Source organism: Schinkia azotoformans, from assembly GCF_035811335.1.
Taxonomy (GTDB): Bacteria; Bacillota; Bacilli; order Bacillales; family Bacillaceae_J; genus Schinkia; species Schinkia azotoformans.
The window spans coordinates 73,139-93,314 of sequence record NZ_JARSMD010000015.1; the positions used below are offsets into that span (position 1 = coordinate 73,139).

The 20,176-nt window shown below is 37.2% G+C and carries 23 protein-coding genes and 1 pseudogene; 8 read left to right on the top strand and 16 right to left on the bottom strand.

Translation table 11 applies throughout. The annotated features are described in order from the left end of the window. Nucleotides 1-416: 416 nt before the first annotated feature. Both P9E47_RS07895 and P9E47_RS07900 read left to right on the top strand, forming a co-directional pair. Nucleotides 417-1,259, top strand: a complete 843-nt coding sequence (locus tag P9E47_RS07895) for a sialate O-acetylesterase (RefSeq protein WP_326163060.1) — start codon at nucleotides 417-419, stop codon at nucleotides 1,257-1,259. After that, nucleotides 1,256-1,795 carry a PadR family transcriptional regulator gene (locus tag P9E47_RS07900; protein ID WP_003329841.1) on the top strand — a complete coding sequence of 180 codons (540 nt, stop codon included), beginning with the start codon at nucleotides 1,256-1,258 and terminating at the stop codon, nucleotides 1,793-1,795. Before P9E47_RS07895 ends, P9E47_RS07900 begins: the two co-directional genes overlap by 4 nt. On the opposite strand, the gene P9E47_RS07905 is transcribed toward P9E47_RS07900, so the two are convergent. Together P9E47_RS07905 and P9E47_RS07910 are read right to left on the bottom strand one after the other, a co-directional pair. Continuing rightward, a complete protein-coding gene (locus P9E47_RS07905) occupies nucleotides 1,785-1,979 on the bottom strand; it encodes a hypothetical protein (RefSeq protein WP_003329840.1) in 195 nt (64 codons plus the stop codon). The two genes, P9E47_RS07900 and P9E47_RS07905, sit on opposite strands and share 11 nt — an antisense overlap. Before the next feature lie 170 nt (nucleotides 1,980-2,149). Further along, a pseudogene (locus tag P9E47_RS07910) lies at nucleotides 2,150-2,398 on the bottom strand (GyrI-like domain-containing protein); the annotation flags it as partial. A 252-nt stretch (nucleotides 2,399-2,650) separates the two neighbouring features. On the opposite strand from P9E47_RS07910, the gene P9E47_RS07915 reads away from it, so the two are divergent. Next, nucleotides 2,651-3,883 (top strand): RNA-guided endonuclease TnpB family protein, encoded by a 1,233-nt coding sequence (locus P9E47_RS07915; protein WP_003329838.1) that lies wholly within the window; start codon nucleotides 2,651-2,653, stop codon nucleotides 3,881-3,883. A gap of 220 nt (nucleotides 3,884-4,103) precedes the next feature. Here P9E47_RS07915 and P9E47_RS07920 read toward each other — a convergent pair whose 3' ends face one another. Further along, complete coding sequence (locus P9E47_RS07920) at nucleotides 4,104-4,553, bottom strand: YdeI/OmpD-associated family protein (protein ID WP_326163062.1); 450 nt, start codon at nucleotides 4,551-4,553, stop codon at nucleotides 4,104-4,106. A 226-nt stretch (nucleotides 4,554-4,779) separates the two neighbouring features. On the opposite strand from P9E47_RS07920, the gene P9E47_RS07925 reads away from it, so the two are divergent. The 3 genes from P9E47_RS07925 to P9E47_RS07935 all read left to right on the top strand — a co-directional run bounded on the left by P9E47_RS07925 (nucleotide 4,780) and on the right by P9E47_RS07935 (nucleotide 7,904). Then, nucleotides 4,780-5,649: a hypothetical protein gene (locus P9E47_RS07925; protein ID WP_326163063.1), complete on the top strand. Its 870-nt coding sequence runs from the start codon at nucleotides 4,780-4,782 to the stop codon at nucleotides 5,647-5,649. Between the two features lie 124 nt (nucleotides 5,650-5,773). Further along, nucleotides 5,774-7,234: a sensor histidine kinase gene (locus tag P9E47_RS07930; RefSeq protein ID WP_326163064.1), complete on the top strand. Its 1,461-nt coding sequence runs from the start codon at nucleotides 5,774-5,776 to the stop codon at nucleotides 7,232-7,234. Further along, nucleotides 7,212-7,904 (top strand): response regulator transcription factor, encoded by a 693-nt coding sequence (locus P9E47_RS07935; RefSeq protein ID WP_003329833.1) that lies wholly within the window; start codon nucleotides 7,212-7,214, stop codon nucleotides 7,902-7,904. Before P9E47_RS07930 ends, P9E47_RS07935 begins: the two co-directional genes overlap by 23 nt. Nucleotides 7,905-8,159: 255 nt before the next feature. On the opposite strand, the gene P9E47_RS07940 is transcribed toward P9E47_RS07935, so the two are convergent. The 4 genes from P9E47_RS07940 to P9E47_RS07955 all read right to left on the bottom strand — a co-directional run bounded on the left by P9E47_RS07940 (nucleotide 8,160) and on the right by P9E47_RS07955 (nucleotide 11,534). Next, nucleotides 8,160-8,798, bottom strand: a complete 639-nt coding sequence (locus P9E47_RS07940) for a DUF2306 domain-containing protein (protein ID WP_326163065.1) — start codon at nucleotides 8,796-8,798, stop codon at nucleotides 8,160-8,162. Between the two features lie 127 nt (nucleotides 8,799-8,925). Further along, nucleotides 8,926-10,641 (bottom strand): beta-N-acetylhexosaminidase, encoded by a 1,716-nt coding sequence (nagZ, locus tag P9E47_RS07945; protein ID WP_326163066.1) that lies wholly within the window; start codon nucleotides 10,639-10,641, stop codon nucleotides 8,926-8,928. Between the two features lie 165 nt (nucleotides 10,642-10,806). Next, nucleotides 10,807-11,130: an ArsR/SmtB family transcription factor gene (locus P9E47_RS07950; RefSeq protein ID WP_003329831.1), complete on the bottom strand. Its 324-nt coding sequence runs from the start codon at nucleotides 11,128-11,130 to the stop codon at nucleotides 10,807-10,809. A 2-nt stretch (nucleotides 11,131-11,132) separates the two neighbouring features. Beyond that, nucleotides 11,133-11,534, bottom strand: a complete 402-nt coding sequence (locus tag P9E47_RS07955; RefSeq protein ID WP_326163068.1) for an SRPBCC family protein — start codon at nucleotides 11,532-11,534, stop codon at nucleotides 11,133-11,135. A gap of 318 nt (nucleotides 11,535-11,852) precedes the next feature. Here P9E47_RS07955 and ppsA point away from each other — a divergent pair, with 318 nt between their 5' ends. Continuing rightward, nucleotides 11,853-14,450, top strand: a complete 2,598-nt coding sequence (gene ppsA / locus P9E47_RS07960; RefSeq protein WP_326163069.1) for a phosphoenolpyruvate synthase — start codon at nucleotides 11,853-11,855, stop codon at nucleotides 14,448-14,450. 53 nt (nucleotides 14,451-14,503) lie between these two features. Here the strand turns inward: ppsA and P9E47_RS07965 are convergent, their stop codons facing one another. Continuing rightward, the gene (locus P9E47_RS07965; protein ID WP_003329828.1) at nucleotides 14,504-14,950 is read right to left on the bottom strand and encodes a Dps family protein; all 447 of its coding nucleotides are present in this window, start codon (nucleotides 14,948-14,950) and stop codon (nucleotides 14,504-14,506) included. A gap of 143 nt (nucleotides 14,951-15,093) precedes the next feature. Between P9E47_RS07965 and P9E47_RS07970 the strand changes: the two genes are divergently transcribed. Continuing rightward, nucleotides 15,094-15,813, top strand: a complete 720-nt coding sequence (locus P9E47_RS07970; RefSeq protein ID WP_326163071.1) for a thermonuclease family protein — start codon at nucleotides 15,094-15,096, stop codon at nucleotides 15,811-15,813. A gap of 37 nt (nucleotides 15,814-15,850) precedes the next feature. Here the strand turns inward: P9E47_RS07970 and P9E47_RS07975 are convergent, their stop codons facing one another. From P9E47_RS07975 to P9E47_RS08010, 8 genes are read right to left on the bottom strand one after another with little or no spacing between them, the layout of a single operon-like run. Then, entirely contained in the window at nucleotides 15,851-16,378 is a 528-nt protein-coding gene (locus P9E47_RS07975; RefSeq protein ID WP_235786690.1) for a TlpA family protein disulfide reductase, read from the bottom strand. A 9-nt stretch (nucleotides 16,379-16,387) separates the two neighbouring features. Next, on the bottom strand, nucleotides 16,388-16,699 hold the full coding sequence (locus tag P9E47_RS07980; RefSeq protein WP_326163073.1) for a CcmD family protein: 312 nt from the start codon (nucleotides 16,697-16,699) through the stop codon (nucleotides 16,388-16,390). 44 nt (nucleotides 16,700-16,743) lie between these two features. Next, nucleotides 16,744-17,487: a cytochrome c biogenesis protein gene (locus tag P9E47_RS07985; protein WP_003329825.1), complete on the bottom strand. Its 744-nt coding sequence runs from the start codon at nucleotides 17,485-17,487 to the stop codon at nucleotides 16,744-16,746. A gap of 3 nt (nucleotides 17,488-17,490) precedes the next feature. Further along, nucleotides 17,491-18,174: a heme exporter protein CcmB gene (locus P9E47_RS07990; RefSeq protein ID WP_003329824.1), complete on the bottom strand. Its 684-nt coding sequence runs from the start codon at nucleotides 18,172-18,174 to the stop codon at nucleotides 17,491-17,493. A 2-nt stretch (nucleotides 18,175-18,176) separates the two neighbouring features. Beyond that, on the bottom strand, nucleotides 18,177-18,872 hold the full coding sequence (gene ccmA, locus P9E47_RS07995) for a heme ABC exporter ATP-binding protein CcmA (protein WP_003329823.1): 696 nt from the start codon (nucleotides 18,870-18,872) through the stop codon (nucleotides 18,177-18,179). 17 nt (nucleotides 18,873-18,889) lie between these two features. After that, nucleotides 18,890-19,285, bottom strand: coding sequence for a hypothetical protein (locus tag P9E47_RS08000; protein WP_003329822.1), 396 nt, complete (start codon nucleotides 19,283-19,285; stop codon nucleotides 18,890-18,892). Then, a complete protein-coding gene (locus P9E47_RS08005; RefSeq protein ID WP_003329820.1) occupies nucleotides 19,285-19,668 on the bottom strand; it encodes a hypothetical protein in 384 nt (127 codons plus the stop codon). The genes P9E47_RS08000 and P9E47_RS08005 overlap by 1 nt, the downstream gene beginning before the upstream one ends. Nucleotides 19,669-19,681: 13 nt before the next feature. Further along, nucleotides 19,682-20,161, bottom strand: coding sequence for a cytochrome c-type biogenesis protein CcmH (locus P9E47_RS08010; protein ID WP_326163075.1), 480 nt, complete (start codon nucleotides 20,159-20,161; stop codon nucleotides 19,682-19,684). Nucleotides 20,162-20,176 lie beyond the last annotated feature (15 nt).

Genomic DNA, 20,176 nt, shown 5'->3' on the forward strand with positions numbered 1-20,176 from the left:
ATTTTCCTTTATTTCATAATATATATCAATAGGTATTTTCCTATTAGGTTACTCAATTAAATGGCCCTATAGCTAAAGAAGGCACAATTCTTTTTCAAGAATCGCCCGATTGTGGAATATGATAATTGAATTATTGCACCTGTACTTTGATGTATTTTAATTCATAAATCCCTATTTTTAATAGCCTTCTTCCTCATACTTATTATAATCAATAAAGTAATTATCTTTATTTTATAAGAGAAGTTCAACCTTGTTATTCCTACTCAATATTTTCTTTCAGTAGTTATTAGAACGATGACAGTTCTATATTAGTTCGTTATTAAAAATTTACCAGATACATCGAGTTGACGATAGTCTAATTAGACTCTATAATATTGAAGTCTAATTAGACTATTGTGTAAAGGAATGAAAATTAAATGATAAAATCTTTTTTAATGCTAGGGCAATCAAATATGGCAGGTCGTGGATTCCTGCATGAGGTAGAACCTATCTATAATGAAAAAATAAAAATGCTTCGCAACGGTCAGTGGCAAATGATGACAGAGCCAATTAATTATGACCGCCCAGTTGCTGGTGTAAGTCTAGCAGCATCTTTTGCAGAGGCATGGTCGAAAGCCCAGCCAGATGAAGAAATTGGTTTGATTCCTTGTGCGGAAGGTGGCAGTTCCTTGAACGATTGGCATCCGCAGGGTACTCTTTTTCAACATGCTTTGTCTGAAGCAAGGTTTGCTCTTGAAACTAGTGAAATTTGTGGCATACTTTGGCATCAAGGTGAAAGTGATAGCAATAATTCTCTACATGAAACGTATTATGAAAAATTATCTTTTATCATTGAGACTTTACGAAAAGAATTAAACCTTCAAAATGTCCCATTAATCATTGGTGAGCTTGGGGATTTTCTTGGAAAATCCGGTTTCGGAAAGTACTCAACAGAATTCCAAGAAATCAATGAACAATTACGTCAATTCGCTCATGAGCAGCAAAATTGTTATTTTGTATCAGCAGAAGGTTTAACTGCCAATCCGGATGGTATTCATTTTAACGCCATTTCCCAACGAAAATTCGGTTATCGCTACTTCGAAGCATTTTCAAAAAAGGGTCATATCTTAGGGTCTCTTGCGGATGAAGTTCAATCACTAAAAATAAACAATAACTATTCGAAAACTGAACTAATTTATATTCACAGTATGAATTTGGCTCTTGGTAAAATCACATACGCTGAATTTGAAGTACAAATGGCAAAGGTGATGCAGCCTTGATTCCTTTACTTATCCTTGGCTTACTTATTCAAAACCCTGGCGCTCATGGATACGAACTATTAAGTTTAATGGAAAAACGACATTATAAATATATCGTGAATTTCACTAAAGGATCGTTTTATTACAATTTGCAACAACTTGAAGAAAAAGGCTTGATTGAACAAACGTATCAAACCCGTCCAAACAATGATCGTGAAATTCACACTTTTAAAATCACGTCTTTGGGAATGGAAGAATTCGATAAATTAATGGCCAAATATGGGACTAAATCCGAGTATGTAAACTTACAATTCTATGGCACATTACTCTTTGCAGACGAATTCGATAAAAATAAGTTATTGGAATTAATCCAATCACAAATCGATCAAACTAAAGCTAGAATTGCTCATCTCGATGAATACCTAGCTAACACTAAAGAATTACCTGGTAAAGTTGATTATTTTCATCGCATGAACGAAAATTCTCGTTCTCACCATTTAGTGAACTTAAAATGGTTTAAAGAATTGAAAGCAGACATAAAAGAAACTACTGTGTAAATAAAAATAAAAATCCCGTATCAATATTGATTAGTAAAATTGCTTCGGGATTTTTAATGGAATCTTTTGTAGTACACCCACTTATTGTAGTTATGTTTTGGCTAACTACTCCTGCAATAACATCAGAAAATGAAAGTGGTAGGGTAACATTTAAAACTAGCACTATACTTAATAGCATTTTCACAATATAGTCTTCCGCAATCTGGCCCTATAATGAAAAATGAGCGCTTTCCTGTTAAAGGATGGCGCCCGATTGCGGATGATGATCAGTTGTTAAATTAATGCCCCATTACTTCAATTGGCATCTGATAAATTAACATTTTATGGGGTCTTTATACTAATAATATACCATGTTTATTTAACAGGAACCCAGATTTCAGATTGGGCATACGGACCCACAACTTCAAATACGACCCATTTTGCCGCCGGTACATCGAATGTGGAGAAATTATCCGGTAAATTCCCTTTACCTTCTACGGCAATCCAGTATTTCAGTTCATTTCTTTCGTTACTATAATCCACCGCCATACCAATTAAACCGGTGATTTCACCGGAATTCAATGCCAGCAATTTATCAATCGTTCCATCCTGACCGACTTGTCCCCAAAGTTTCGGATCATAATAAAGGTCTGGTAGTTCAGGTGTAAATGTTTATAGTATCCCTGTATTAGTCGACCATTCGATTAAAGTTATTTACATTATTTGATAACTAGCGCCCGCACACTTGTGAATTCAGTCGTGAGTTAGGGCGCTTTTTTTTTCAGTTTTTTATATTAAAATAAAGAACGAACGTTTGTGTTTATGGTAAATATTTGGTAAAATTAAGATATCAAATTGAGATCGGTGGTGAGTGGAATGGCTGGAAAACGAAAAACAATAAAACAACGAAATGAAGAATTGGCAAAAGAAAACAAGAAAATCCGTAATTATGGATTAAAGTTCCGTGCCTTTTCCACACCGAAACAACATGAACAAATTATTCAAACGATTGGTTGTGCACGTTTTACGTTTAACTTTTTCTTAGGTGAACGACAGGAAGTGTATCATGAAACCAAAGAAACTTTGAGAAGTGGTGAATTTAAACAATCGTTCAATGCTTTAAAAGACCACCCTATGTTTAATTGGTTGAAAAAAGTGGATAAATTCGCATTGGAATGTGCATTAGAACAAGTAGACGATGCTTTTGACCGATTTTTCAAAGGTCAAAATAGGTATCCAAAATTCAGATCAAAACACAAATCTAAACAAAGTTATTCAACAAAAGAAACGAATGGTAATATTGCGTTAGACTTTGAAAAAGAGCAGATTAAACTACCTAAATTAGGTTGGGTAAACGTTAAATTGTCAAAGAAACAACGTCGATTATTTAAGGAACAAGGGTTTAACGGTAAAATCAAAGGGGCAACAGTTACCGTGCATAGTAGTGGTCAAACGCATATTTCTTTAAAAATTGAAGAAGTCGTCCCTATAGAAAACGATATCGATTGGTCTTTGGTTTCAGCAGAAAATATCATGGGTTGCGATTTAGGTTTAACCCATTTTTTAATCGATTCAAATGGTAATAAAATTGAAAATCCACGCTATTTGAAACAATACTTAAAAAAGTTGGCTACCTTGCAACGTCAATTAAAAAATAAAAAGAAAGGTTCTTCTAATTATAAAAAACTGCAACATAACGTAGCCAAGTTACACTTAAAAATCAGCAATTTACGTAAAGACTTTTTGCATAAACAATCTCGAAAACTCGTAAACGAAAACCAAGTTATCGTGTTAGAAGATTTAAATGTAAAAGGTCTTATTAAAAACAAAAAATTAGCTCGTAGTATCGCTGATGTAAGTTGGTCTACTTTTGTAACATTCGTTTCTTACAAAGCAATTTGGGACAATAAAAAAGTCGTGTTAATTAACCGCTTTTTTGCTTCTTCGAAACAATGTAATGGGTGTAAAGAGAAACACACGCTATTATCTCTTTCTGACCGTATATGGGTTTGTCCAAGTTGCGGGGCAGAACATGATCGCGACCGTAATGCGGCCAATAACATAAAAGAAGAAGGTATTCGTATATTACGAACACCTGTTGCTTCATAGATATTCCTTTTTTCTTCCCGTAGGAACTGCGGGGTGTGCCTGCCAGTGTTAAAAGCATTGGGCAATAAATTAAGCAGTTTATTGTTGGAGAGAGTGTAAGACGTTCGTTATGGGATGCAGTTCTCTGTGAAGCAGGAATCTTAAGGCTAGTTTTAGAATGTCGGGTCCTTTCAACCCGTAGGGTTGTTAGAAACTCGCGACTTTAGTCGTGAGAGGTTCATTACTGAGTTCGACCTTCTTTTAATGTAACTACTGCTTTGTCAATCCGACGCTGGCGAGTCTCGGATGTCTTGGCTCCCTCAATTGAAAGGACAAATCTTCGTTTATTGCTATAGGATAACCCTTCAAAAAAGTGTTTTGCTTCACTTTCGTGCTCAAGTGCTTCTAAGAAATCGGAAGGCACGGTAAGCTCACGAGGCTCGGTGTCTAGTTCAATGTCCACATCCACTTCGTCACCTGCTGTGACACCGACTCCTTTACGATGCTCTGCACTGAGCGGGATCATGAACTTCCCACCCATTGACCCTACAGTGCTATGGTAGGTGTATTCTCCTATAGTAACGCGTACTGCCGGTTTCTTGCTTGCTCCGAGGCCAGCTACTACATCCTCCGGTACTGGAATACCTGTTGCGTTTTTTTTGCTTAGTTGAATAATTGCTCGAAACCTCATAAAAAAATCCTCCCTCTTATTATGAGTTTTTATTGTTACCATTTTATCTTTAAAACACTCTTTTAAAATTGGGTCAGAGTTCCCGACCCTTCGTCCCACACTTTTATGAGTTTTTATACTTTTTTTTAGAATTGGTTTAGAGGCGCTTTAGACATGGAAGATATGATGGATAACAGAAAGCTTAGGCAAAACTAGCTTTTCAAAAAAATAAATGTTGGAGGTAGCTATGAAAAAGAAATGGTTGACTGCAGGAGCAGGGTTAGGAATCGGAGCGGTTCTGTTTTTGGCCGGCGGTATTTCCGCAATGGAGAATACATCTGGATACGACACTTATAAAACTGCGTTAAAAAATACGAAGGCTGAATCAAGCATGACAGCAAATGTTGATTTGACGATCACAGATAATGGAAAGAAGATTATCATAGGAACTGCTGACTTAAAAGTAAATAAAGATCAAAAAGCCGGGAGTGTAGCTGCGTTTATTGGTGACAATACTGAAACACGATCAATCAATGTGTTTCGTCAAGAAGGAAAGGTTGTATTTAAAAACAGTGAAGAGGATGTTTATAAGGTCAAAGAGTTAAACACCTCTAAATGGCAACATAACGGAGATCAGCAAGGTCCGCCAAAAGCGGTTGGGCAAATATTCGGAACATTGTTCGGAAATATTAAAGAGCTTGCGACCGTTGAAAATAAAGCAAATGGCGGCAAGCACGTTGAACTGTATCTTGCCGGAGACCAGGTTCCTGCAGTGGTAAATGCCGTCGGAACATTGGCTGTATCCAAGTTGGGCAATCACCCCGAGAGCGAAAATACACTAGACTGGATGGCAAACATGCCCAAACTAACAGATAAAATTAAGGTTGATAAAATTGATTTGAAGGCTGAAATCAGCCCAAATAATGTTCTGGAAGAGCAGTCGGCTAAAATAAAGATTATCGGAACAGATGACTCCGGTAAAAAACACGATCTCACAATTAACATTGATATAGATTACACCGACTTTAATAAAACAGTTCCGGAAACGGTTGACTTAACAGACAAGAAAATCGAAGAAATCAAAAAAGATGACATAACACGCCGCTGGCGTCACTAAGATAAAAGGCGGCCAAGCAACGACTAACTTGGTCGTTTTGTCATATGCACACAAAATTGTATAATGACTTATTCAGCAGAATCAATGTTGTTTGAGAAAAAAACGGTTCTAAGGGGATTTGATTATGTCCATCAAAACAAGACTACTGCTTTCCTATATCGCAATGACCTTTATACCCATCGTCTTGTTTGCCTTAATTGCCACAACACTGGTTTCATCCCTTTATAAAGATGTCGGGGCTGGAAAAGGAATGCCATTCTTTTGGGAGGCGTCCAACCAACGCCGTGATCTGATTGCCGGCGTGAAATTCATGGCACAAACAGCCCCCGACCGATTTACTGATCATGATTTTTTGAAAAAAACCGACGAACAATTGAATCGTTTGCAGACGGGCCTAGTTGTCATGAAAAATAATAATCAGGTTACTTTTTCTTCACCTTTTGTGGAGAGCCTAAAACTTAACCAGCCCATTTCGAAGATACAAACGAACCAAACCCAAAATCGCTGGGGACGGGACCGTTTTTCAGTGGAAAAATATCATACCCAATTCAGTGATGGTACCGTTGGAACGGTTTATTTGGTTTCCGATCTAACACCCTTTTTCAACGAGGCAAGAAAGTTTTTTCCATTGCTCTTTTTATCGCTGTTATTGGTGATTGGGCTGACAAATGGAATCCTTACCTTTTTAGTTTCCCGGAGCTTTATCAAACCTTTGTACATGTTAAAAAATGCCGCGAACCAATTTAAAGGAGGAAACTTGGATCATGAGGTAAAGTTGAAACGAAAAGACGAAATTGGTGAGTTGGGAGCAGCGTTTGAGGAAATGCGAATTCGGCTGAAGAAGTCCATTCATCTGCAGCTACAATATGAAGAAAATCGCAAAGAACTCATCTCCAACATTTCACATGACCTGAAGACGCCAATTACTGGAATAAAGGCGTGTGTTCAGGGTATTCAAGAAGGCATTGCGGATTCTAAGGAAAAACAGGAAAAATATATGAATATGATTGCAAAAAAAACAGAAGATATGGACGTTTTGATTGATGAATTGATGCTGTATTCTAAGCTGGATTTAAAGCGCCTGCCGTTCCATTTGGAACCGTTGGACATTCATGCATACTTACGAAATTATGTTGATGAACTGCGCATTGACCCACGGATGGGAAATACACGTCTTACATTTTCTGCCGCCAATCATAGTCCGATTCTTGTAATGGCTGACCGTGAAAAGCTAAGCAGGGTGCTGTTGAATATTATCGGCAACAGCCTAAAATATAATGATAAACCATATAAAGACATTCGGTTGGAATTGTTACAAAACAACGAAAAAGCGATGGTACACATTAAGGATAACGGTCCAGGCATTGATAACGAGTCTCTAATTCATATTTTTGACCGCTTTTACCGTGCCGACCCATCAAGAAACACAGAAACAGGAGGATCTGGCCTCGGACTCGCAATTGTCAAACAAATTATTGAAGGACAAGGTGGAACAGTTTGGGCGGAAAGTCAATTAGGAGAAGGGACCAGTATTTATTTTACATTAATGAGGGTGAACACGATTGAAACGAATTCTAATCATTGAGGATGACCAGGTCATTGCAGAAGTGGAAAAGGATTATTTAGAAGCGAGCGGCTTTATTGTGGAAATTGCCACAAGCGGTGATATTGGTCTTAGAAAGGCACTTGGAGAGGATTTTGATTTACTTATTCTCGACCTCATGCTCCCGAATACGGACGGATTTGAAATCTGTAAACAGGTTAGACAGGCAAAAAACATACCAATCTTAATGATATCAGCCAAAAAGGAAGAAATCGATAAAATCCGTGGTCTTGGACTTGGTGCAGATGATTATATGACTAAACCTTTCAGTGTAGGTGAGTTGGTTGCCCGAGTCAAAGCCCATCTTTCCCGTTACGACCGATTGATGTCCCATAACGAAATGAGCCAGAAAGACGAAATCCGCATCCGGGGCATTCATATCGATAAGTTATCTAGAAAGGTGTTCGTGAATGAAAAGGAAATTACATTTACTTCTAAAGAGTACGACTTGCTCTTGTTTTTGGTGATACATCCAAATAGAGTGTTCTCCAAAGACGAGTTATTCGAAAAAATCTGGGGTTTGGATTCCATGGGTGACAATGCGACAGTAACCGTATTTATTGGTAAACTGCGTGAAAAAATAGAACCAGACCCGTCGAAACCGCAATACATTGAAACCATTTGGGGTGTCGGGTACCGGTTCAATGTTTAAGATTAAAGAGAGTAAAGACTGAACTGCCTTTACTCCCTTATTTCACACAAAATCACGTGTCAATCCTATATTCCCTCAAGTTTTATCTGCTGATTTTTTTGCCCCAATAGTCTCTGCTATAGGATCGTTACAACCTCTTTCTTTATGAAATTACAAATCTGAAAAGCTATATTTTACAGATCATAAAGTCGAAATAAAGAATTCACAATTTCTTAACAACAAACAATTGTCAATAACCCAAAAGTATCTTATATTTCAACTATCTTTACTATCTTGCTTAAGTATCTTCCACTCAATTATGATGAAATTTGCAATTAAACCAACCCATATATTTACATTTAACACATTTTCCACCATTGCCTCCCTGCCTTCTGGGAGCGTGAATCCGTTTAAAATAGAATAAATCAGAAGCAATACCGGTACCAAAAGACGCCCACTTACTGCTACTAATGTGATCCCAAAACTACGAATCATCCACTTGCGATGCTCGTCAATTTTTTTTCTTGTAGCAGTCCGATACCCCATCCAGCATGTAAAAAGCCATAAAAGTGATAACACGAGGAAGGAAGTTGCCTTTGAAAAGTTTTCAACGTAAAAAGTATAAACTAAAGCAAGAATCCCGCTTATAATAACACTGCTTACATACACTCTACCAAGATATCGATGGACTCTAGGTGACTTCATTCGAATCGGATGTAGAAATTGAATGAAGCCTACTATTAGGGCAACACATGCCGTTACAATATGAGCAACTAATAAGGGAAATTGTATGGCCGCTGATGAAAAAGAAACACGGCTATTTGCGGGGTCCAATGTAAAATAGGGTACTACAAACGGGATAATGACTCCCAAAGAAACAATGACTAAAATCCACCAGCTATTTTTAGGATTCAATAATTTCACTCTCCAATTTTTTATTTGTTAATCTCTTCTAAAGTAATTTTAAAAGGTGTATCTAAATTGACTCTAAACGAAATCTAATAAACGTTTGAAGAAAAATGGAAAAAACACTCCTAAATGATTATTTTACATACTCATTTAGGAGTGTTGTAATGGATTGGTTAATACCTTCTATGTTAGCACTTCCAACTTTGGAATTATTAATCTCATATTTCCTTTTTAATGCAATAATTCGGGCAACACTTTCATTTATTCTTTGTTCAGGAATTTCCCCTTTCTGAACAGCGGATCTCAAAGAAGAAATTGTTTCAACTACATTGTTATAATGATGACCCACTAAAATAATATCACTGCCGGACTTAATGGATTCTACTACAGCACGCCCAATATCAAAATGATCTGTAACGGCCCTCATAGTCATATCATCTGTAATGATCACACCTTTGAAACCCAACTGGTTTCTAAGAACGTCTGTGATGACCGTTTTTGACATGGACGCAGGATTTTTTGGATCCAGTTGGGGTAACAAGATATGAGCGACCATGACAACATCTGCCCCATCATCAATCGCATGCTTAAACGGAATTAATTCGAATTCTTTTAGTTCCTTAAGACTTTTATTAACAATAGGGAGCTCCAGATGGGAATCGACCGATGTGTCGCCATGACCGGGAAAATGTTTAATCGTTGCAATAATATTCTCGGACTGAATGCCTTTCATCGTTTGAATACCAAGTTTGCTTACCAATTTAGCGTTGTCTCCAAATGACCTATCTCCAATAACAGGGTTATTCGGGTTACTGTTGATATCGAGAACTGGAGCAAAATCCATATTCAAACCAAATGATTTTAACTCCTCCCCCAATATCGCTCCAACTTTATATGAAAACTGCCGGCTATTTACTACTCCAATCTGTTGATTTGGCGGTAGGTTAACAAGTCCGCTCGGCAACCTAGTGATCCGACCACCCTCTTCGTCAACACTTAATAGAAGCGGAAGATTGGGAGCATTCACAGATTTAATTTGATTTACAAGTTGAATGGCCTGCTCAGAGTTTACTAAATTATTTTTGTAAAAAATAATTCCCCCAACCTTATACTGAGTTATTAAATTTTGTGTATTTGCATCCACTGTGGTTCCAGAAATTCCTGCAAGGATCATCTGTCCTATTTTCTCATCCAGGGTCATTCCAGAAATTATTTCTGAAATGGATTTGGCCTTTTGTTGTTGGTCTAGCTTATTTTTAACTTTAGTATAGACAGAAATATGGTCCACCTTAGGGTTCGGCTCCCTTTCGGTTGATTTTGGTAAAATCCATGATAATTCGATTGCATTTGTTATATGATAGACAAGTATTATTTGGTCATGGGTCGCATCTTTATAAAACCGTACTTCATCAGGTTCACCACCAGCCTTTTTAATCTCATTTAAGGAGATTGTTTGCAGTTCGTAATCATAAGACCTGATATCATTCACTATATTACCCGCATAACCTATGACTGCTCGGTGATTCTCATATTCTTCATATCTGCCTTTAGTCGCTTCCGATATGTGATTTGATTTTCCCCATTCTTTATTCACTTCATTCCAATCAGTCCTACCAGAAATAAAGGAAATACGGGCAACTTTTCCTTCTTTTGATAAGGAAAAGGTCTCCCTTACTAATGCATCAACACTGGAAAACTGATTATTATTATTTGAATCTGTCTCTTCTACAATAGGCTCCTTGCCCCTGTTATATAATCCGACAGCATATATCGCAGCAAAAGTTGCTAAAAATAGAAATAGGATTATTAAAACTAACGGTTTCACCCGAGAAGACCTTTTTTTTGGCAATTCCCTCTTCTCCATTCCTTTGATATATTTGTATAACTACAAAAAGAAGCAGAACCTTTTAACATTCGAGGTCCCATTACTATTAATCTTGTCTGAAACATAAAATTTGAATATAAAATAAAAGAACCGAAAGCGTTAAATCACACAGACTCGGTCCTTCTATTACTAATGATTATTTTCCTCTATATATTCTTTAAGAGCCAACAGCTTTTTATCCCAATATTGTTCAAAGAAGGTGAGCCAATTTTTTAGTTCAACCAATGGTTCTGGATTAAGCGTATATCGGGTTTCACGCCCTACCTTTTGACTTCTGACAAGACCAGCATTTAAAAGAATATGCAGATGCTTATTCACAGCCGTACGGCTTATCGTATAGAATCCTACAATTTCAGTTATCGACATTTCCTTTTCAGCAAGTAATTTTAACAGACTACGACGTGTTGGGTCGGAAATTGCCTGAAAAATATCTTGCTTAGATTGGTCGACCATACCTATGCTCCAATATACTTTGGAAGCTGCTCTTTTACAATCTTTTCCCAACCTTCATTCATAATTTCACGAGTTTTTGAATTTTCTACACTCCAGCCGGAATGAATTAGGGTAAACTCTGTTTTTCCATCCTCTAATGACTTTAATTCAAAAGTAAGGTGCCATCCTTTATCCCAATCGAAGCCGACACAGTTTGGAGGATCCAGTTCAGTAACCTTACAAGGGGAGTCACCGTATGGACCTGCATGAAGGATAAAGTCCTTTCCCAAAACAGGCTCAAAAGTATTTGCCATCCACCATGCTGCAATACCTTCCGATGTTGAAACAGCTTTCCACACTTTTTCAATTGGTGCATCCACTACAATCGTTTTACGAATTTCAGGTAGTTTTTCTTGTTTATGCATAAATTTATACCTCCTATACCTTTTAACACCTTTAAGTGTCATGAGTAATTACAACACTTAAAGGTGTTATATAAAATGTATTTTCTAATTTAGTTATTCCGTTAAGTTGTGTTTATAATCCAGGGTGAATGAATTAATTCATATCAAAATAAAAAGACAGCAAGGGCTGTATGCTTCCTTACTGTCTCTTCAATCGTTCAATCACTACCTCTAGTTTAATTATAACATATATGAAATGGGCATTATAGACTATATATTCCCATTTACTACTGCTAAAATGCAATAGAACTTTAATAAGATTTCTTGGAGGGATATTGAATGAGCACGTTGGTTCTCAGTTTTCAGGAAATAGAAAAAACACAGCTTTTGCTCGTTGGTGGAAAAGGATTAAATTTAGGAGAGTTATCAAAAATTGAAGGAATACAAGTACCGGAAGGATTTTGTGTTACGACAGTAGGTTATCAAAAGGTCATTGAACATAACGATTCGTTTCAAGCATTGGTGGATCAACTAACACTGCTAAAAGTGGAGAATCGAGATCAAATTGGAGAAATCAGCAAGAAGATTCGACAAATTATTATGGAAGTTGAAATTCCTCCCGATGTTGTGGAAACAGTGACCCACTATTTATCCCTATTTGGCGATGAACATGCTTATGCAGTCCGTTCCAGTGCGACTGCTGAAGATTTACCACATGCCTCTTTTGCCGGTCAACAAGACACCTATTTAAATGTCATCGGCAAAGAACCAATCCTGCATCATATCAAAAAATGTTGGGCTTCCTTATTTACGGACCGTGCCGTGATTTACCGTATGCAAAATGGATTTGACCACAGTCAAGTGTATTTATCTGTTATCATTCAAAAGATGGTGTTCCCACAGGCTTCTGGGATTTTATTTACAGTTGATCCGATTACCTCTAACCGAAAGTTACTATCAATTGATGCCAGTTTTGGTCTTGGAGAAGCACTGGTCTCTGGTCTGGTATCTCCCGATTGTTTTACAGTACAGGAAGATAAAATCGTCGATAAGATGATAGCAACTAAAAAATTGGCTATTTACGGACGAAAAGAAGGTGGAACAGAGGCACAGGAGGTTAATCCTAATCAGCAAGAAGTTCAAACACTTACCGACCAACAAATTTTACAACTTGCACGCATCGGAAGGCAAATCGAAGCTTATTTTGGCTGCCCACAAGATATCGAATGGTGTTTAGTTGATGAAACATTTTATATTGTCCAGAGTCGGCCAATCACTACTTTATTTCCTATCCCTGAAGTGCATGATGAAGAAAATCACGTCTATGTATCTGTCGGTCACCAACAAATGATGACTGACCCGATAAAGCCACTTGGATTGTCATTTTTCTTATTAACAACTTTTGCACCGATGCGTAAAGCTGGAGGTCGATTGTTTGTTGATGTAACCAATCAATTGTCTTCACCCGAAAGTAGAGAGATGATATTAAATGCTTTGGGACAATCCGATCCGCTCATAAAAGACGCACTTCAGACCATAATAAAGCGGGGAGATTTTATAAAAACAGTTGAACTAAGTCCCAGTAATAACAATAAAGGTACGCCATTCCCGCGTTCACAAGCTCAAATTGAAACCAATCTAAAAATTGTTTCTAATCATATTAAGAGTAGTCAAACATCGATAGAAGAGTTAAAACAAAACATCCAAACGCAATCAGGACCGGATTTATTTGATTTTATTCTAGAAGATCTTAAGGAATTAAAGAAGTTTTTATTTGATCCAAGTATGGGCGTGATTATGGATGCTATGGATGCTTCAACATGGATCAATAAAAAAATGTATGAGTGGTTAGGTGAAAAAAACGTAGCAGATACACTTTCTCAATCCGTATCAAACAATATAACATCTGAAATGGGTCTAGACCTGTTGGATGTTGCAGATGTGATTCGTCCTTATCCGGGAGTCATTGATTATTTACAGCACGCAAAAGATGAAAACTTTTTCGACGAACTTCTTAAGTATGATGGCGGTCAGGTAACGAAAGACGCAATATCAGCTTATCTTAACAAATACGGAATGCGATGTGCTGGAGAAATCGATATTACTAGAACTAGATGGAGTGAAAAACCAACTACGATTATCCCCATGATTCTCAGTAACATCAATAACTTTAAGCCTAATGAAAGTAATCGGAAATTTGAGCAAGGGCAGCGTGTTGCTTTGAAAAAGGAACAAGAGTTATTAGATCGATTGAAACCATTACCCGATGGTGAACAAAAAGCCAAAGAAACAAAACGAATGATTGATCTAATCCGGAATTTCAGCGGTTATCGGGAATATCCAAAATACGGCATGGTTAATCGCTACTTCATTTATAAGCGGGCTTTATTGAAAGAAGCCGAACTACTAGTTCAAGCGGGAGTCATTCATGAAAAAGAAGATATATACTATCTCACTTTTGAAGAATTTCGCGAAGTCGTATGCACAAATAAACTGGATTACCAAATCATCGGCAATCGAAAAGACGAGTACAAATTTTATGAAAAACTAACCCCACCACGTGTAATTACATCTGATGGTGAAATCATTTCAGGTGAGTACAAACGTGAAAATCTTCCTGCCGAAGCGATAGTAGGTCTTCCTGTTTCTTCCGGGGTTATCGAGGGGAGGGCACGTGTCATCTTAAATATGGAAGATGCTAATCTAGAAGATGGAGATATATTGATCACCACCTTTACCGACCCTAGCTGGACACCATTGTTTGTATCAATAAAAAGCCTTGTCACCGAAGTTGGCGGCCTAATGACCCATGGAGCAGTTATCGCACGTGAATATGGTTTACCAGCAGTTGTCGGGGTTGAAAATGCCACCAAACTGATAAAAGATGGGCAACGAATCCTTGTCAATGGAACAGAGGGGTATATCGAAATATTGTAACTTTCAAAATTAATGAAGCTATTTGTATCTGTTTACAAATAGCTTCATCTACCTTATTCTACACTTTTACCTAAGAATGCTTTAAGCATCCAGACATGCTTTTCAAGAGTGCCGTGAATAGCGAGCAGCATATCACCCGTAATCTCATCATTTTGTTCTTCAGCTAGTGCCATACCTTCTTTTAACTCACCAACAACCTTTGTAAAGTCATCCACCAATACTTGGACCATTTGTTCAGCTGACTCATTCCCAGTAGCCTCTTCGATTGATGACATTTCTAAGCAGCCTTTCATCGTTGCTACAGGCTGTCCGCCAATTGTTAATAAGCGTTCTGCTAGTTCGTCAATATGTAGGCTCGCTTCATTATAAAACTCTTCAAATTTAGTATGTAATGTGAAGAAGTGTCCCCCTTTTACATACCAATGATAATTATGAAGCTTTACATAAAGTACAGTCCAGTTTGCAATTTGCTTGTTTAAAACTTCTGTAAGTTGTCCCATCAAAATCTCTCCTTTTCCATTTTCACTGTTATGTTTTCCCAATGATGCTACAATTACACATTACCATATTGGAATCATTATTTATGTGACATTTCTAGCAAACTTTACTAAAATGATAATAGTTATAAAATTGGGGGATTCATATGAAAGTTTTTAGATGTAAGAAATTCTTTGTAATTAATCTATGTATTTTACTAACTTCATTACTTGTTGGTTGCTCAGCAACTAGTGGTGTCGGAGAAAAGACGATCGTAACCAATGTCGTAGATGGCGATACCCTGGATGTGATGATAAATAATAAGGAAGAACGAATACGGCTGCTTTTAGTGGATACACCCGAGACGAAGCACCCTAGTAAGCCTGTGCAGCCTTTTGGTCCGGAGGCCTCCAAATTTACTAAAGATACATTAGAAGGAAAAGAAGTCACGGTTGAATTGGATGTTTCTGGGCGGGACAAATACGGACGTTTATTGGCCTATATTTGGATTGACGGGAAAATGTTTAATGAGATGCTGTTGGAAAAAGGTCTGGCACGTGTAGCCTATGTGTATGCTCCTAATACGAAATATGTTGATCAATTCTATGAAATTCAGAAAAAAGCGCAAAAACAAGGGATAGGAATCTGGAGTATTGAGAATTACGCAACTGAGGAAGGGTTTATAGAAGAGAAGGCTTCTATTAAAAAAGAGTCAAGTACCCCTACTAAGAATGGAGATTGCGTAATCAAAGGAAATATTAATTCAAAGGGTGAGAAAATCTACCATACACCTAGCTCCCGTTCATATAATCAAACAAAACCTGAAATATGGTTCTGTACGGAAGAAGAAGCAATAGCTGCGGGATTTCGGGCACCAGTAAGATAAGGTAGATGAGAATCCTCATCTACCTTTCTATTTACTCCTAAAAGCCATTCATTTTAAGCGTTGCTATGATTGCTTTTAGATCCTCAGCTGTCGTTGGGCCGATAATTTTTTCACGAATTATTCCATTAGGGTCGATTATTAATGTTTCAGGCTGCCCTACAACATTGAACGTTTTTGAAATTTTGTCATCTCGATCTAATAAAAAAGTTGAAGTGGAATTCGCTTTTACCTTAAAATCCTGGACACGTTTTTTAGGTTCACCCCTGTCAATAATAAGAAGGGGGGCTTCACTTGCATAGCTCTGTTGGTATTTCTCTAGTTCTGGAGCCTCTTCAATACACGGATCACACCAGGTTGCAAAGAAGTTCACAACGACAAACTTCCCTTCGTAGTCTGAAAGTTTATGAATAGTACCATCAAGATCTTCCAGTTCAAAATTATAAGCTTGATCCCCAACTTCAACAATATCTACTGCATTCATTCCTTTTGCCAAAAAGAAAAAGACAGCTGCAACAAAGACTAGTACAGATATTTGGATGACTCTTTTTTTATTCAAAGTAAGCACCCCTGTTCTCTACTTAGCTTCATTGACTTTTTTTAACTCTTCAATAAACTCTAGTTCTTTCACAATCTTGCTTTGCCGTTTTCCTAAAACTACGATATAAATCGCAATCAGTGCCCAAATAATTGTGTATGCCATGAATAAATAGTTCATTTTTTCATTACCTCCACTATAATAATCAAATGCGCCTTGGCGTATTTGCCGCCCAGATTTTTTCGAGCTTGCTCGAAAATCTACCTCTGAAAATCTGTGGCATCCGCCGGAGGCTTTAACTTTATTCAGCTGGGGTTTGTACCCACGCTGAATTAAAATACTAATTTGCATTCATCTCGCCACTTATGGAAGTGGGAGACTTCTGCTGAATAAAGTTAAGAGACTTTGTCCATCAGTTTTTCTTGAACATGTTTTTTATATTTCTCAACTGCCAGCTTTGTTTTCTCAATATATACACCTTTTTGCAGCAATACGACATACAGCAACGTAATGACCCCTAATGTGAAAACAAGAGTAAATAACATTGGAGGTTCAATTCCACCACCTTGCTGTGTTGGTCCGTCTCCGAAAACGATTGGATGAAGTTTAGAATTCCACCAACGAATCGCCATAAATACAATGGGTACATCGATAAAACCAATAATTCCAAATACGGAAGCAAGTCTGGCCTTTTTCTCCCAGGCTCCATCCATATGACGAATAAGAATATACGCAATATAGATAAAGAAAAGAATTAACGTTGTTGTTAAACGCGGTTCCCAAGTCCACCATGTATTCCAAGCGCTGCGGCCCCAAATTGGTCCCGATGTCAGGACTATCGCTGTGAACACAACGCCAATTTCCGCGGAAATACCGGCAACGATATCATAAATTCTTTTCCGTTTTATTAAAAATAAAATACTGCAAACAAATACAACGCCAAAGGCTAAAAACGCCGTCCATGCTGATCCGACATGGAAGTAAAAGATTTTTTGAACAACACCCATTGTTTTTTCAACAGGTGACCACACAAATACTAGATAAAGGGCAATTGCCATTAATGGGATCAACGCATAGACTAAAATTTGATGCAATTTTGATTGCTTCGGTAACTCTATTTTTAACTCTTGAGCATTCATTCCTTACACCTCCAACACATATTCAAACAGGATAAAGCAAATGACAAAGAACACGAGGTCATAGGCTGCCATCAATTTCATCCACGAAAAAGCACTAGCGATATTTTCAAAGTTAATAAGAATAATTTTTGTAGCTTGTACAGCTCCAATTAATACAGGGCTTACGACCGGGAACAGGATGATTGGCAACAGCATTTCACTGCTCTTCGAGTTCGCTGATAACGCAGCTAAAAAAGTACCCACACTAATGAACCCAAACGTTCCTAGTAATAAAACAATGATTAACAAGCCAATATGCCCTAAAATTTTAAAATCAAATAAAATAAATAAAAGTGGAACCGCTACGATTTGAACTAAAATTACTAAAAGAAAATTAGATAAGAACTTACCAAGATAAACACTTGAAGGATCAACAGGTGCGACGATTAAACCATTTAGACTATCATTGGCCTGTTCTCCTAAAAAGGAGCGATTAAGTCCGAGAATCCCGGAAAAAATCGTAATTACCCAAATCATTCCCGGTATGACCACTTTGACCGTATTATTAGCCGGATCAAAGGCAAAACTAAACGTAACAATGACAAGTGCTGAAAAAATTAACATCGTACTGATGATTTGTTTTGTTTTCCACTCAGAATATAAATCTTTTGAGGTGATGACTAATGCTGTTTTTAAAATTTTGCCCATCTTTAGCCCACCTGCTCTACATATTTTTCATAAATCATATCAACATCAGGATTTGTTACTTTAAAATCATCGAGAATAACTCCATGCTTCATAATAACAATCCGATCACATGTTTCTACGGTTTGCGCAAAATCATGGGTAACCATTAGTATCGTCGAACCCTTTTCTTTCATTTTTAAAATTACATTATTTAATAGTGTAACAGCATGCTGATCGAGACCGGTATGGGGTTCATCTAATATTAATATTTCCGGATCATGAATGATCGCCCTCGCTATTGCCAGACGTTGAATCATACCACGAGAAAAGGAACGGATAGGTTCATGCATGAAATAAGTCAGCCCAACTTCACGAATCAAATCTTTTGCCTTTACTTCACAGTTTTCAACATTATATAATTTCCCAAAGAATTTTAAATTCTCAAGCGGTGAAAAATGGTCATATAAGTAACTATTATGTGCTAAAAACCCTATTCTTTTTTTTGTTTCAAGCGGGTTATCCTTGATTTTTTGACCTTCAATTTTAACAGTACCTGAAGAGGGTTTCATTAACCCGCCGATAATTTTCAGAATCGTGCTCTTCCCAGCGCCATTAGGGCCCAAGATGCCGACGGTATCCCCTTTGTCAACCTGGAGGCTGACATTACGCAGAATTGTCTTTTCGCCGATAGTTTTATTTAATTCTTTAATTACAATCAATGTTCAGCCCTCCCCAGTTAGTCCGTAAATTGTTTCAGATCAAGCTTTACTTCTATTAAATGCTGTTTACAAGCATTAATTTTCTTTTCAAATTCTAATTCATCAATTTTTCCTGCCTCAAACGTTTCTTCTAACTCTACCATTTTGTTTAAGAGAGCCGTTCTTTTTGTTAGTAACTGCTGGAATCTGCCCTCTTCACTATCTATTAACATTTGTTCTTCTAATCTCGCTTTTTTTACTACGAAAGCGAAATAATAATAAATCCAAGCTATTAATAACACTGCAAAAATAACCATCAAAACATGCGGGTTGAAGTCTCTTAACGGGGATTCATACCACATTCTTATAAGTCCTGGATTATGGAAGGAAGGAGCTGTATTCGTAATGGTTGATTGAGCGAGTAGTAAGAACATTACGATTTCATCCTCCTTTCTTGACGAAGCGAAGCTAATTCTGCATCAATTTCAGCTTCAATTTTTTTGATAGTATCAGCTGTGCTTTCCTTATGCTTAATACTCTTTCTTCCAAGTTCATTTTCATTTTTGATAATCGTCGCTACCTCAAGCTCATAAGCCTTCTTCATATTTTGATAGTCATCAAAAGAAAGCTTGTTCATCTTATAATCCATTTCAATTTCATTAAGTGTTGCATATAACTCTTCTTTTTTTATTTTGTCATCTACAAATACTGTTGCTTTATATACGGACGATGCCTTCTTAGCCGTAAAAGGCATCCATATAAAATATAAACACCCAATTACCAGCATGATACTGGCGATAATTGAAATTAGATCCATCTTCGTTCACTTCCTAAAAGTACTTTTTCCGTTCTTCTTCAATCACTGATAGTAAAATCTCATTTTCTGTCTCATCTAACGTCGATGGTTTTATTTTTTCAGTTGGCAATGAATTTCGTTTTTTAACCCATTTTTGGATTAGAACATAAACTAACAAGGCTGCTGCTATTAATATGAGAAAAGGTGTAATCCAAGCGGTTAAGCTAAAACCGCTTTTTAAAGGAGCCTTCAACGCTTCTTCACCCATCTGGTCTACGTAATAAGCTAATATTTCATCTTTGTTCTTACCCTTTTGCATCATTTCGGCAACTTCTTTGTAATAAAGCTGTTTTACATTACACGTTGCTAAATCATCATTCCCGTGGCCTTCCATGTCGAGCATTTGAACCACCGCCTGAAAGTCTTTGCGGCTGTAATCAAAGTCGTCTGCAGCTAGGGAATGATTTGAAATGAAAAGGATAGGTAGTAATAGTACAAGTATTAATTTCCTCATAAGGATGCCCCCTTC

What these genes read in the sequence shown, in the direction of transcription:
- P9E47_RS07930 (WP_326163064.1), top strand. Translation starts at nt 5,774, where the DNA reads ATGTCCATCAAAACAAGACTACTGCTTTCCTATATCGCAATGACCTTT.
- P9E47_RS07985 (WP_003329825.1), bottom strand. Translation starts at nt 17,487, where the DNA reads ATGAATGCTCAAGAGTTAAAAATAGAGTTACCGAAGCAATCAAAATTG.
- P9E47_RS07895 (WP_326163060.1), top strand. Translation starts at nt 417, where the DNA reads ATGATAAAATCTTTTTTAATGCTAGGGCAATCAAATATGGCAGGTCGT.
- P9E47_RS07990 (WP_003329824.1), bottom strand. Translation starts at nt 18,174, where the DNA reads ATGGGCAAAATTTTAAAAACAGCATTAGTCATCACCTCAAAAGATTTA.
- P9E47_RS07950 (WP_003329831.1), bottom strand. Translation starts at nt 11,130, where the DNA reads ATGGTCGACCAATCTAAGCAAGATATTTTTCAGGCAATTTCCGACCCA.
- P9E47_RS07925 (WP_326163063.1), top strand. Translation starts at nt 4,780, where the DNA reads ATGAAAAAGAAATGGTTGACTGCAGGAGCAGGGTTAGGAATCGGAGCG.
- P9E47_RS07965 (WP_003329828.1), bottom strand. Translation starts at nt 14,950, where the DNA reads ATGGGACAACTTACAGAAGTTTTAAACAAGCAAATTGCAAACTGGACT.
- P9E47_RS07955 (WP_326163068.1), bottom strand. Translation starts at nt 11,534, where the DNA reads ATGCATAAACAAGAAAAACTACCTGAAATTCGTAAAACGATTGTAGTG.
- P9E47_RS08005 (WP_003329820.1), bottom strand. Translation starts at nt 19,668, where the DNA reads ATGGATCTAATTTCAATTATCGCCAGTATCATGCTGGTAATTGGGTGT.
- P9E47_RS07980 (WP_326163073.1), bottom strand. Translation starts at nt 16,699, where the DNA reads ATGCAAATTAGTATTTTAATTCAGCGTGGGTACAAACCCCAGCTGAAT.
- P9E47_RS07970 (WP_326163071.1), top strand. Translation starts at nt 15,094, where the DNA reads ATGAAAGTTTTTAGATGTAAGAAATTCTTTGTAATTAATCTATGTATT.
- ppsA (WP_326163069.1), top strand. Translation starts at nt 11,853, where the DNA reads ATGAGCACGTTGGTTCTCAGTTTTCAGGAAATAGAAAAAACACAGCTT.
- P9E47_RS07920 (WP_326163062.1), bottom strand. Translation starts at nt 4,553, where the DNA reads ATGAGGTTTCGAGCAATTATTCAACTAAGCAAAAAAAACGCAACAGGT.
- P9E47_RS08000 (WP_003329822.1), bottom strand. Translation starts at nt 19,285, where the DNA reads ATGTTCTTACTACTCGCTCAATCAACCATTACGAATACAGCTCCTTCC.
- P9E47_RS07915 (WP_003329838.1), top strand. Translation starts at nt 2,651, where the DNA reads ATGGCTGGAAAACGAAAAACAATAAAACAACGAAATGAAGAATTGGCA.
- P9E47_RS08010 (WP_326163075.1), bottom strand. Translation starts at nt 20,161, where the DNA reads ATGAGGAAATTAATACTTGTACTATTACTACCTATCCTTTTCATTTCA.